Source organism: Nitratireductor aquibiodomus NL21 = JCM 21793, from assembly GCF_000615975.1.
Taxonomy (GTDB): domain Bacteria; phylum Pseudomonadota; class Alphaproteobacteria; order Rhizobiales; family Rhizobiaceae; genus Nitratireductor; species Nitratireductor aquibiodomus.
In genome coordinates, this window is sequence record NZ_BAMP01000106.1 from 1 (window position 1) to 13,085 (window position 13,085).

Below are 13,085 nucleotides of genomic sequence, written 5' to 3' on the forward strand. Positions count from 1 at the left end.
CGAAAGAATGCTTTTAATGCACCGAGCCTGACAGGCAAGGCGGTTTCGTTTGGTCCAGTCCCGTCAGCCGCGGGCGCGCCGGGAGCGTCGTGTCCCGGTGCCTGCTCCGCTTTCGGAAGCCGACTTGTTGCGCAGCGGGCCGACGCGGGCGACGATGTCTGCGATGCCGGGACGGTTTTCGGGTTCCCTGTGGCCATCGAGCGCTGCGCGCATGGCCGCCAGGTGTTCGAACGAAGTGCCGCAGCAACCGCCGATGATCCGCGCACCGCCGTCGACCGCGAGCCGGACATATTCGCTCATCAGTTCCGGCGTTCCGGAATAGTGAACCTCCGTGCCGCGAAACTCCGGAATGCCGCAATTGCCCTTCACCACAACCGTGGCATCTGGCCGTGCTTCGGTCATGTCGAGAAGGGCGGCGAGAATGTCGGGCGCGCCGACACCGCAATTGGCGCCAACGGCGACCGGAGACTGACCGAGATCGTCAACGACGCTGTGAATGTCTTTGGGCGCAAGGCCCATCATGGTGCGGCCGGCCGTATCGAACGAGCCTGTGTAGGTGTAGGGCAGGCCAACGCGGATCGCCGCCTCCGCCGCCGCCCGGATCTCATCCGGCGCAGACATGGTCTCGATCCACGCGACTTCCGCACCGCCTGCCTTCAGCCCCTCCATCTGTTCGGCGAAGGCTTCGACCGCTTCCTCGTAGGTGAGAGCGCCAAGCGGCACCAGAAGCTCGCCGGTGGGGCCGACGGAGCCAGCGACGATGACACGACTCTCCGCCTTGCCGGCAACGCGGCAGGCGATTTCCGCCGCCTTCCTGTTAAGCTCGAAGACGCGGTCCTGGGCGTTGTGCAGCTTGAGCCTGTGACGTGTGCCACCAAAGGAATTGGTCAGGATGATGTCGGCACCGGCATCAACGAACCCCTGGTGCAGAGCCTCGATCTTTTCTGGCGCATCCTCATTCCAGAGTTCGGGTGCTTCGCCCGATTCCAGCCCCATGGCAAAGAGGTTCGTGCCCGTCGCGCCATCGGCGAGAAGGACGCCCTTTTCTGCAACGAGTGCATCGATTGGATTGTCGGGTGCCGGCTGTTGCATCGGGGATGCCTTCCATTGGGTCGAGACTGACGGGCGAGCCTGCGTTCTTTGAATAAAGATATAAAGAAATCTTTATATCCGTCAATCCAGAGATTTTACCCGAGCCTGAGGCTCCTGACGAAATCGGCTGCCTCATGGGCGTTGACCTCGGCATCACGGATGAGCCCGTCGAAATGGCGGGTCAGGCGCTGCAGGGAGCCCGTGGAACTGAGCACCAGATACATGCCGCCCATGTAGAGCGCCGCACGATAGGGGCCGAAGATCGTGTAGGGGGCGGAATAGCGCCTGCGTCCGTCGAACAGGAAAAGGCGGAAGGTGGGATAGAGATCGTCGAGCAGGCGTGCCATATGGATGATCTGTTCGGCCCGCACCTGCTCGGGCAGGGTGCGCCACACGCCTTCGCCCTTGGCGAACAGCTCCAGCGTCTGGCGCGGCATACAGACCTCCATGTCTGTTTCTGGTCTGCGGTTGTAGTCGACGCGGTATCGGGCTTCGCTGATCTGGGTCGCGCGGCGCTGTGGCATGGCTTCCGATTCATAGAGGATGACGGCTTCCGTGCGCAGCAGGTCCGGAATGCCCGAGGGCACATAGCGTATCTTGGTGCCCACGGCTTCGGCGTGCCATCTGGCGAGCATCGTGTCGCCGAACCCGCCCTCTGCTTCTGCGATTTCGAGACTTTCGCGCAGGTCTCCGGTGATGCCCTCGTCCTGGCTGAGGCCGAGCACCCAGTCGAGCGACACCTTGTGCTCCGCGGCGATATTGATGAGCGTTTCGGCACGCGGAAGGCGTGTGGAGGCACCAGAGAGGAGTTGCGACAGGGCTGAACGGTCTATGCCGACAGCCGCTGCAAAGGCCGACTGGTTGAGGCCGGAGCGCTGGAGCAGGGTCTTAAGGCGATCGCGGAAGGTGCCGGAAAGATCCCGCTTGTCGATAACTGACTTTTCCATCTCTCATTCAATGCGGCTGATGACTTTAGTAAACAAATGATATGGTTGGTGCGCGTTGTCAACGAATTGTGCACTTTCTCGCATTGCGTGTATCGGCTGCTACTGACAGAATCATGTCAGGATCAAAACGCGCTGCTTTGGCTGCCGATAAGGGCTTGGGTGCAGTGCAGAACCGGAACAATGATGGATATGATGACCAGACGCCGGGGCAGACGTCCTGCGGCGGCGGAATGGCCGACGCTTGCCCTGATCATCCTCTGCTACGGGGGGTGGGCGGCTGCGGGCCTCCTGCTGTGGCCAAACTGGCCGTTGACAGGCCTGCTGCACCTGACATTGATGATCGCGCTGCAAAGCTCGCTGATGCATGAGTGCCTGCACGGGCATCCCACACGCTCATCCGCCCTCAACGAAGCGCTGGTTTTTCTGCCCGTCGGGCTTGTCTATCCCTATCGCCGCTTCAAGGCGCTGCATCTGCGGCATCATGCCGACGAGCGGCTGACGGATCCGTTCGAGGATCCGGAGAGTTACTACAAGGCGCTCTGGCAATATGAGGAACTGCCTGGCTGGGCGCGCCGCGTCCTTGAAATCAACAACACGATGATCGGACGTTTCCTTCTGGGGCCGCTGATCATGAATATCGGGTTCTTCGCTGCCGAGGCCACGCTGATCAGGCGGAATGCGCGCGGCGTGCGCCGGGCGTGGCTCCTGCACGGGGCGGGGCTGGCGCTCGTTCTGCCGGTCATCGCTTATGGGTTCGACATGCCGCTGTGGCTTTATATCCTCGCGCCGGCCTGGCTCGGACAGTCGCTGATCTCGGTGCGCACCTTTGCAGAGCACCAATGGTCAGAGCGGCCGGACGGGCGGACGATCATCGTCGAGCGGTCGCCGCTGGCGCTGCTGTTTCTGAACAACAATCTGCACCTGGTTCATCACAAAGTGCCGACCGCGCCCTGGTATCGCCTGCCTGCACTTTATCGGGAACGGCGGGCGGAGTGGCTCGCCATGAATGATGGCTACAGTTATGGGAGTTACTGGGCACTTCTGAAGGAATTCGCATTCCGACCCAAGGAACCGGTGCCGCATCCGGCCCTGCGGCGCGCGCCTGAAGCACCCAGCGGGTTTCGTCCACGCGCACATGGCCGGACGGTTGGCGGGCGGGGCGCGCCCGTGCCGGCCAGGCCCGCGAAGGAGTAGTAGGCGCTTGCGTTTGACACGCCATGCACCCGATAACAGCGCATGAGCGAATGGATTGCCGCCCTTCCCATGTATGACTGGCCCGAATGCCGGCAGGACACTGACGCCCTGTGGCAGGGCTGGCGCGACGCCCTGCGCAGGCGCGGTGTCGATGCGCCCCACGCACTGACACGCACCGGCGATCTGCAGGCGCTGTGGCGAAGCCCGAACCTGCTTCTGGCGCAGACATGCTGGGGCCCGATGGAAGCGGGGCTCGCCGGGCATGTGCGTGTGGTCGGGCAGCCGGATTATTCGGCTTATGAAGGCGGTGAGGGGGCGTATTATTCGAGCGTCATCGTGATGCGGAAGGACGTGGCCGGGCCAGAAATGGCCGCATCAGACATGGCCGCACCCGAAGACGGGCGGGCGCGTCTTTCGCCCGATCTCATGCGGGGCGAGCGACTTGCCTATAATGAGGCGCTCTCGCGTTCCGGCTTCCTCGCCTGATTCAGGATCTGAAGGAGGCGGGGGAAGCTGTTGATCTGTTTGCAGAAAAACTGGAAACGGGCGGGCACCGCGCCTCGCTTGAAGCTGTGCGGGACGGGCGGGCGGATGTCTGTGCCGTCGATTGCCGGAGCTGGGCAATGGCACAGCGTTTCGAACCGGGTGTCGATGGCCTGCGCGTCGTCGGCTGGACGGCGCGACGCCTGGGGCTTCCCTATATTACGAGCCGCAGGGCGGATGCGGAGGCGCTGGCGTCGCTGCGAGCCGTGCTTTTCTCCTAGCTGCGCATTCGATGACCCTCTGGATCAAAAGGCGGCTCGACATTGACGCGTGCCGGGCGGCGGCGGCCAAGTATCTCGATCTCGAACAGGCCGGCGCTTTCGTCCTTTGAAAGGGCCGTAGGCAAATAGCCCTGCGCCATGGATTTCTCGACCGAATGCGCATAACCGCCAGACGTTACCCAGCCGACGACGCGCCATTCGCCATCGACAATGCCGCTGCCGGCGATGGTGGTCTCTGCACCCTTCGCATCGAAGCGGGGCGCACCATAGCCATGGGGCGGCTCGACGGAGCCGAAATCCTGATCGCCGACCTTCGCCAGATGGGTTCGTCGCCCATCACATCGGCGTCTTCGGCATCGACGATGAAGGAAACACGGCGCAGGCGCGGCCCCTCCCGTTCTTCACGCTTGGCTGCTTCGCGGCCGATAAAATCGCCCTTGTCCAGTTTGACGAAACGCTCCATCGCCCCTTCGAACGGACCATAGATCGGGCGCAGCTCGCGGAACCAGGTCGGAAAATTCTTTTCAAGCCGCATCGAGAGCAGGGCGCGCATGCCGAAATCGACAATGCCGAATTCGCGCCCGCCTCCTTCAGCGCCGTATAGACGAGGCGCTGATAGGCCGGCGGCATCCAGATTTCGTAGCCGAGATCGCCCGTATAGGTGAGGCGATTGACCATGCAGGGCGCGCCGGCGACGGCCATCTCGCGGAAATCCATGAAGCGAAAGGCATCTTTCGAATCTTTCGAAATGTCGACGTCGACACATTTTTCGAGCACGGCGCGAGAATGCGGGCCGGCGAGCGACAGGCCGAGAAGGGTCTGGTCGAAGCGGTGGATATCGACGGTTCCGTCGCGCGGCAGGTGCTTTTCGAACCAGCGCATATGGTAGATCTGCGCGGCTGACGAGCCCCAGACCATGAAACGGTCGGCGCCGTCCTTCGGACCGCGACTGGCAATGGTGAAATCGCCGATGAGCTTGCCAAATTCGTTGAGCATCGGAGTGAGGACGATGCGGCCGGGCTTTGGCAGGCGGTTGGTCATCAGGTGGTCGAGGAAGGCTCGCGCGCCGGTGCCGGAAATCTCATACTTTGCAAAATTGGCGATCTCGGTGATGCCCACGCTCTCACGCACGGCGCGCACCTCTTGCCCGACAGGCGCAAAATCATTGGACCGATGGAAAGAGACGATGTCATTTGGCTCGGTGCCTTTTGGCGCGAACCAGAGGGGCGTTTCCAGCCCCCAGGAATCGCCCATGACCGCATTGTTGTCGCGCACCATGATGTCGTAGAGCGGCGTTGTCTGCGCCGGGCGGGCGGCGGGCAGCTCCTCATTTGGGAAGCGGATGGAGAAGCGGCGGGAATAGTTTTCCCGCACCTTGGCGTTTGTGTAGCGCAGGCTTGCCCATTCGCCGAAGCGCGCCACATCCATGCCCCACACATCGAAGCCGGGATCGCCTTCCACCATCCAGTTTGCGAGTGCGAGCCCGACACCGCCGCCCTGGCTGAAACCGGCCATGACCGCGCAGGCGACCCAGTAATTGGTCAGGCCCTGAACCGGGCCGACAAGCGGATTGCCGTCGGGCGCGAAGGTGAAGGGGCCGTTGATCACCTGCTTGATGCCGGCATTCTCGAGCGCCGGGAAATGGCGGAAACCCACTTCAAGAGAAGGAGCGATGCGGTCGATGTCCGGCTCCAGGAGCTCATGGCCGAAATCCCATGGGGTTTGACGCGGCGACCACGGCTTTGCCGCCTTCTCATAGGTGCCGAGCAGAATGCCGTTGCGCTCCTGGCGCGTATAGATTTCGCCCTTGAAATCGATGACGCCGATCATCTCGCGGCCGGTCTCGCGGTTGAAAGCCTCCACTTCCGGCATGGGCTCGGTGAGGAGATACATGTGCTCCATGGCCAGAAGCGGGAGCTCCAGGCCCGCCATGCGGCCCACTTCGCGCGCCCAAAGGCCCCCGCAATTGACCACGTGCTCGGCTTCGACCGTGCCTTGTTCGGTGACGACTTTCCACGTTCCATCAAGGGCTTGCGTGAGTTCTGTGACTCGGTTTCTGAGCACGATGTCCGCCCCCAGTTTGCGCGCGGCCTTGGCATAGGCGTGGGTGGTGCCGGACGGGTCAAGGTGACCCTCGACCGGATCCCACATGGCGCCGACGAAATGGCGCTCATCCATCAGGGGGAACATGGACTTGGCTTCAGACGGTGTGATGAGCTCTGTCTCCATGCCGAGATAGCGGCCCTTGGCATGGGCAAGGCGGAGGAAATCCATGCGCTCGGGGCTGTCGGCCAGCATGACGCCACCTGTCAGATGAAGCCCGCAGGGCTGGCCGGAGATTTCCTCGATCTCCCGGTAGAGCTGGACCGTATAGGCCTGGAGCTTCGCAACGTTGGGGTCGCCATTGAGTGTGTGGAAGCCGCCCGCCGCATGCCAGGAAGACCCGGAGGTGAGCTCGGAGCGTTCAATCAGCATGACGTCGCTCCAGCCGGCACGGGCAAGGTGATAGAGCACCGAGCACCCGACCACACCGCCGCCGATGACAACTGCTTTTGCATGCGATTTCATGAGGTTGTACCTGCTACTGGATTCAGTGCTTCGCCATGATCCCGGGAAATGGGGGCATGGCTAGAAATCCGTCGGAGCGCCGCCTTCGCGGATGCGGCGCTCGACAAACGCGTCGAGTTCGTCCCGGATCGCCTCCTCCATGGGGGGCGGCTCGTACATGGCAAGCCGCTCCTTCCAGAGGCGATTGGCATGGTCGATTGCGGTGGGAGAGCCGGCCTGAGCCCAGGTCTCGTAATTGCGCCAGTCGGAAATGATGGGGGAATAGAAAGCCGTCTTGTAGCGCGCCTGCGTGTGCGGGGAACCGAAGAAATGCCCGCCGGGGCCAACCTGGCGGATGGCATCGACCCCGAGCGCATCCTCCGATAGATCGAGCGGCTGCAGAAACTCGGCCACCATCTGCAGAAGATCGATGTCGAGCACCATCTTTTCGTAAGAGCAGCACAGCCCGCCTTCGAGCCAGCCCGCAGCATGCTTGACCATGTTTGCGCCGCCCTGAACAACACCCCAGAGCGAGAAGGTGCTTTCATAGGCTGCCTGGGCATCGACCGTGTTGGCGGCGCAGACATTGGAGCTGCGATAGGGAATGCCATAGCGCCGGGCAAGCTGCCCGCCCAAAAGCTGCGCCTTCATGTATTCCGGCGTGCCGAAGGCCGGAGCCCCTGAGCGCATGTCGACATTCGACGTGAAACCGCCATAGCCGACGGGTGCGCCCTTCCTGACCATCTGTGCGAATGCGATTGCGGCCAGCGCCTCGGCATTCTGCTCCACCACCGCGCCGGCAATGGTGACGGGCGCCATGGCGCCTGCCAGCGTGAACGGCGTGACGATGACCGCCTGCCCGTGACGGCTCATATGGATGATGCCTTCCATCATCGGAATGTCGAGTTTTAGAGGGGAGTTCGTGTTGATGATGGTGAAGCAGGAAACCTCTTCGGCAAACTGCTCGGCGCTGACACCGCGCGCGATCCGTGCGATTTCGAGACCGTCTAGATTGCGTTCCCGCCCCAGCGAATAGATGTGGAAGGCCTTGTCGGTGAGCGTGGCGATGTCACGCAGACATTCCAGATGCCGGATGGACGGATGGATGTCGATCGGTTCGACCGGGTAGCCGCCCTGGCACTGGATGATGTTGTGCATCTGCGACAGCTTGATGAAGTTTCGAAAATCCTCCTGATTGCCCGGCCGGCGGCCATGGTCGAGGTCGGAGCAGTTCGGCGCCGACGCCATCTGCGCGAGAATAAGGTTGTTCCCGCCCATTTGCAGATTGTGTACCGGATTGCGCGCGTGAACCTCGAACTCCGAAGGGCAATGGGCGACGTATTCGAGGATCAGCGCAGGATCGAAATGGACGCGCTGGGTATCGGCCCGCACATCGGCACCATGCGCTTTCATGATGGCGCGCGCTTCATCGTGAAGCACTTCGACGCCGATCTCGCTCAGCACCCGGAGCGATGCCAGATGAATGGCTTCGAGCTCATCCTCCGAGACAATGCGGGTGGGCGTGAACGGATTGACGAGGCGGCGAAAGGGAGGCTGCTCGAAGCTGCCTGTATTGCCGCGCTTGGCGGCGCGCCCGCCGCGTCGTGAACGGGTTGGGCCGGAATCAGCGGTTGCGAGGTCCTGCGTCATGGGCATCCTTCGTGACTGCTGCGATGGGATCATATGATGGGGCCAAGCCAGCCGGCGAAAGGTCGGGCTGGCGACCCGTAGAGCGAGAGATGCGACATTTTCGGGAACCGGCGTCTGTCGTACTGGCTTGAACGGCCTGCGGCAGTGTGGCTGGTCAGGACTTAGATCGCCGTGCGTCCATCCGGACGCACAAAGGACGATCTAGACTATTGCTGGGGCATCGGAATAGCTCGAAAACCGGATTCCACTTTTCGGTCCGATGCTGTAGATCGCCGTGCGTCCATCCGGACGCACAAAAGACGATCTGATTTATTGCTGGAGCATCGGAATAGCCCGAAAACCGGATTCCACTTTTCGGTCCGATGCTCTAGATTTGGTGCATGAACCCAAGTCCCGGTCCACAGGAGAACGATTTGCCAGCGCCCAAACCGTCACCGCGCACACGGCATACGGAACTCCTGCGGCTATGCGCACGCATCGGATATTCGCCTCCCGGCGTCGTTTGAAACGGCCTCCGATCTTATCGGAACAGTTCAAACGAAGAGAGCAAGCCTATGACATACAGGAATTTTTCCCTGAACCAGCTTCAGGAAATGGACGCTGCGCACCATCTGCATCCGTTCACGGACCACGAGGATCTGCGGGCGGCGGGGTCACGCATCATCAGCCGCGCCAACGGGCCTTTCGTCTATGACACGGAGGGCAACGAGATACTCGACGGGATGGCCGGACTGTGGTGCGTGAACGTCGGCTATGGCCGCGACGAACTTGCCGAAGTGGCCCATGAGCAGATGAAGGAACTGCCGTATTACAACTCCTTCTTTCGCTGCTCCACGCCGACCCCCGTGCTTCTTTCGCAGAGACTGGCGGAGATCGGGCCCCAAAACATCAACCAGGTTTTCTACGGGTCATCCGGATCGGAAGCCAACGACACAGCGCTTCGGCTGGTGCGGCACTACTGGGCGCTTGAGGGCAGGCCGGAAAAGAACCGCATCATCTCGCGCAATTGGGCCTATCACGGCTCGACAGTTGCGGCGACCTCGCTGGGTGGTATGGCGGCGATGCATGGACAGCTCTACGGGGCGGTGCCCAATATCGACCACGTAATGCCGCCCTACGCATTCGAGCTGCGGGAGGCGGGCGAGAGCGACCATGATTTCGGTCTGCGCGCTGCGAAGGCCGTCGAAGACGCCATTCTCGAGGCCGGGCCGGAGAACGTCGCAGCCTTCATCGGTGAGCCGGTGATGGGGGCAGGCGGCGTCAAGATCCCGCCGGAAAGCTATTGGCCGGAGATCGACCGGATCTGCAAAAAACACGATGTGCTCCTGATGCTGGACGAGGTGATCACCGGCTATGGTCGCACCGGCGCGTGGTTTGCCGCCGAGCGGCTTGGACTGCAGCCTGACACGATCACTACGGCCAAGGCGCTGACGTCGGGCTATCAGCCGCTTTCAGCGCTTCTTGTCGGTGACCGGATCGCCGAAACGCTGGTCAAGAAGGGCGGCGAGTTCTTCCACGGCTACACCTATTCAGGGCATCCGGTGGCATGTGCTGTGGCGCTGAAAAACCTGGAGATCATCGAGCGGGAGGGGCTGGTGGAGAGGGTGCGCACCGATACGGGTCCCTATCTGGCCGAGACGCTTCAGGCGCGGCTAGGCGGACACGGCATTGTCGGCGAGGTGCGGTCCTTCGGGCTGATGGCAGCAATCGAGATTGTCGCGGACAAGGAAACGCGCAAGCGCTTTCCCGGTCAAGGGGCGGCGGCATCATGCGTGCGCGACCACGCAATCGACGGCGGCATGATGATGCGGGCCGTGGGTGACACGATGATCCTGTCGCCGCCGTTGATCTGGACCCGCGAGACCGTCGACATGGCGTGCGACCGGATAGAGACGGCGCTGAACAGGGCCGAAGCCGAACTGCGCAAGGGAGGGTGATCCCGTAGTTCTGACACCAGAGCGGTTCACCGTTTCAGGGAAACGCTACTCCGCTCTATCTGTCTGTTTCTGCGCATTTATGCGGACGTCAGATGATTCCACCTGACTGCAAATACTCTAATGCATGTCGCTTCAAATGAGTTCATTTGAAAGACAACGAACATGCATTATTTCAAAGTGTTACAGCGTCCTTTGCGCGTCTTATAAGACGCGCGGCGCTGTAAAGAAAAACCGCGTTTCTTCGGGCGGGAAGAGACGCGGTTTTACAATACTCGAATACTGCTCTTCGCACTTACGCAACGCTGCGAAGAGTTCCCGTACCGGTACGCGAGACCTGATCCGGCGTCGGGGAGGCTTCAAAGCCGCCTCGACGTCATTTCTAGCCCCTCATGGTTACCGGGAGGTTAGCGCGACATGTAAAATCACGCTTTTTTGCCGGCGTTCTATTTTTTTCAGCTCTGCCTGCCACGGAGAAAGTTGATGATGCCGGAAAAATCGGTGCCTTCGTGGCCCATGGCGTTGAAGAGCGTGTAGAGCTGCGCTGCTTCAGCGCCAAGCGGCGTGGCGGCACCTGCGCTCTGGGCGGCTTCCTGCGCGAGCTTCAGATCCTTGAGCATGAGGCCCGCCGCAAAGCCGGGCTTGTAGTCGCGGTTGGCGGGCGATGCAGGGACCGGACCGGGCACGGGACAATAGCTTGTCAGCGACCAGCACTGGCCCGAGGATGTGGAGGCGACGTCGAACAGCGCCTGATGGGAAAGCCCGAGCTTTTCGGCCAGAACGAAGGCCTCGCCAACGGCGATCATCGAAATGCCGAGGATCATGTTGTTGCAGATTTTCGCCGCCTGACCGGCGCCACCGTCGCCGCAATGGACGACGCGCCCCGCCATCGGCTCCAGAATGGGGCTGGCCTTCGCAAACGCGTCAGCAGAACCGCCGGCCATGAAGGTCAGCGTGCCGGCTTCCGCACCGCCCACCCCGCCCGAAACCGGTGCGTCGATGGAGAGAAGCCCGTGTTGTGCAGCAATCTCATGCGCCTTGCGGGCCGACTCCACGTCGATGGTGGAGGAATCGATGAAGAGCGCGCCTTTTCCGGCCTTTGGCGCGATGTCGGCATAGACGGAAAGAACATGCTTTCCGGCCGGCAGCATGGTGATCACGACCTCCGCATCCTTCACCGCCGCTGCCGCGCTTGCCATGACCGTGACGCCATTTTTGGTGGCGGTCTCGAGATTTTCCGTAATCAGGTCGAAGCCAAGAACCGTGTGACCGGCCTTGACGAGATTGGCTGCCATGGGATTGCCCATATTGCCGAGACCGATGAATGCAATGCTTGCCATATGTTTCCTCCGGGGGCGTGGCGTGGCGGCTTCGGCGAACCGGTCAGCCGCGGCCGACCAGGTGCCGTGCAATGATGAGCCGCATGATTTCGTTGGTGCCTTCGAGAATCTGGTGAACGCGCAGGTCCCGCACCAGTTTCTCGACGCCGTATTCATGCAGATAGCCATAACCGCCGTGAAGCTGGAGCGCGTCATTGGCGATGTCGAAGCAGGTGTCTGTGACGAAGCGCTTGGCCATGGCCGACCATTTGGAGGCGTCGGGCGTCTTTGCATCCAGCTTGGAGGCAGCCGTGTAGAGCATCATGCGTGACGCCTGCAGGTTCGTCTCCATGTCGGCCAGTTTGAACTGGAGCGCCTGAAAACGGTTGATCGCCTGACCGAAGGCTTCGCGTTCGGCCGTATAGGCAAGTGCCCTGTCGAGTGCGGATTGCGCACCGCCGAGAGAACACGCGGCGATGTTGAGCCGCCCGCCGTCGAGCCCGGCCATGGCGATGCCGAAGCCTGCGCCTTCGCTGGACAGAAGGTTTTCGGCAGGCACTCTGCAATCTTCGAAGATCACCTGCCGTGTCGGCTGCATGTGCCAGCCCATCTTGAACTCGGCCGGGCCGAAGGAGATGCCGGGAGCGTCTTTTGGAACGACGACCGTGGACACGCCTCTGGGGCCGTCCTCGCCGGTGCGCACCATGGCGACATAGATGTCGTTTTCGCCTGCACCGGAGATGAACTGCTTGGTGCCGTTCAGAACGTAGTCGCCACCGGATCTGACGGCCTTTGTCTTCAGCGCCGCGGCATCGGAGCCGGAGCCGGGCTCTGTCAGGCAATAGCTGGCAAGCCATTCCATCGAGGTGAGTTTCGGCAGAATGCGCTGGCGCTGCTCTTCATTGCCGAATGTGTCGATCATCCAGCCGGCCATGTTGTGGATGGAGATGAAGGAGGAGAAACCGGGGCAAGCGGCGGCAAGGGCTTCAAAAATCAGCACTGCGTCGAGCCGGCCGAGGGCCGAACCGCCGACATCGTCCCGCACATAGATGCCGCCGAAGCCGAGCGGGCCGGTTTCGCGCACCACATCGGCCGGGAAATGCTTGTCGCGGTCCCAGTCGAGCGCGTGCGGCGCCACGCGGTCTGCCGCAAAGCTCTGGGTCATCTCCTGAATGGCGCGCTGGTCTGCATTGAGCTCGAACTGCTCCGCAGCTTGCGAAACGCTGGCGTCCATAACGTCCTCCCGAAATGGAATTTCTTCCCTGATGGATCAGTTTAGTGCATTGAGGGAACCGCGCAATGCGAGGTGTGGCACAGGCGCTGTGCATCAAACGCGGTGAGGACGAAGACGGGGATGACCATGGCGCGCGCCATCATGCTGCAGGGCACGGGCTCGGATGTGGGAAAATCGGTGCTTGTGGCAGGGCTGTGCCGAATGGCGAAGCGGCGGGGGCTCAGCGTTCGCCCGTTCAAGCCGCAAAACATGTCCAACAATGCTGCCATCGCGGCCATACCGGGATCGTCCGAAATGGGGGAGATCGGGCGGGCGCAGTGGCTGCAGGCGCTGGCCTGCGGGGTCGCGCCGACAGTCGACATGAACCCGGTTCTGATCAAGCCGGAGAGCGACATGGGCGGCGC

Annotated in this window: 8 protein-coding genes and 2 pseudogenes; 4 read left to right on the forward strand and 6 right to left on the reverse strand. The window is 61.9% G+C overall.

The window, feature by feature from the left end; genetic code table 11:
• Positions 1-63: 63 nt before the first annotated feature.
• Positions 64-1,092 (reverse strand): betaine--homocysteine S-methyltransferase, encoded by a 1,029-nt coding sequence (gene bmt / locus JCM21793_RS20215; RefSeq protein ID WP_025031525.1) that lies wholly within the window; start codon positions 1,090-1,092, stop codon positions 64-66.
• Between the two features lie 95 nt (positions 1,093-1,187).
• On the reverse strand, positions 1,188-2,039 hold the full coding sequence (locus JCM21793_RS20220; RefSeq protein WP_081784777.1) for a helix-turn-helix domain-containing protein: 852 nt from the start codon (positions 2,037-2,039) through the stop codon (positions 1,188-1,190).
• Between the two features lie 183 nt (positions 2,040-2,222).
• Here JCM21793_RS20220 and JCM21793_RS20225 point away from each other — a divergent pair, with 183 nt between their 5' ends.
• Complete coding sequence (locus tag JCM21793_RS20225) at positions 2,223-3,233, forward strand: fatty acid desaturase (protein ID WP_025031527.1); 1,011 nt, start codon at positions 2,223-2,225, stop codon at positions 3,231-3,233.
• 42 nt (positions 3,234-3,275) lie between these two features.
• Positions 3,276-3,997, forward strand: a pseudogene (locus JCM21793_RS31585) (phosphate/phosphite/phosphonate ABC transporter substrate-binding protein).
• Here the strand turns inward: JCM21793_RS31585 and JCM21793_RS27285 are convergent.
• Both JCM21793_RS27285 and JCM21793_RS20240 read right to left on the reverse strand, forming a co-directional pair.
• Positions 3,994-6,565 (reverse strand): annotated as a pseudogene (locus JCM21793_RS27285) (GcvT family protein). The pseudogenes JCM21793_RS31585 and JCM21793_RS27285 sit on opposite strands and share 4 nt — an antisense overlap.
• 60 nt (positions 6,566-6,625) lie before the next feature.
• Positions 6,626-8,194: a trimethylamine methyltransferase family protein gene (locus tag JCM21793_RS20240; RefSeq protein WP_025031528.1), complete on the reverse strand. Its 1,569-nt coding sequence runs from the start codon at positions 8,192-8,194 to the stop codon at positions 6,626-6,628.
• Between the two features lie 554 nt (positions 8,195-8,748).
• On the opposite strand from JCM21793_RS20240, the gene JCM21793_RS20245 reads away from it, so the two are divergent.
• On the forward strand, positions 8,749-10,131 hold the full coding sequence (locus JCM21793_RS20245; RefSeq protein ID WP_025031529.1) for an aspartate aminotransferase family protein: 1,383 nt from the start codon (positions 8,749-8,751) through the stop codon (positions 10,129-10,131).
• Positions 10,132-10,583: 452 nt separating this feature from the next.
• Here the strand turns inward: JCM21793_RS20245 and mmsB are convergent, their stop codons facing one another.
• Positions 10,584-11,468 carry a 3-hydroxyisobutyrate dehydrogenase gene (mmsB, locus tag JCM21793_RS20250; protein WP_025031530.1) on the reverse strand — a complete coding sequence of 295 codons (885 nt, stop codon included), beginning with the start codon at positions 11,466-11,468 and terminating at the stop codon, positions 10,584-10,586.
• 43 nt (positions 11,469-11,511) lie between these two features.
• Positions 11,512-12,681, reverse strand: a complete 1,170-nt coding sequence (locus tag JCM21793_RS20255) for an isobutyryl-CoA dehydrogenase (RefSeq protein ID WP_025031531.1) — start codon at positions 12,679-12,681, stop codon at positions 11,512-11,514.
• 126 nt (positions 12,682-12,807) lie between these two features.
• Between JCM21793_RS20255 and JCM21793_RS27290 the strand changes: the two genes are divergently transcribed.
• Positions 12,808-13,085 (forward strand): nucleotide-binding protein (locus JCM21793_RS27290; RefSeq protein WP_155983496.1); only part of this gene is annotated, 278 nt, incomplete at its 3' end.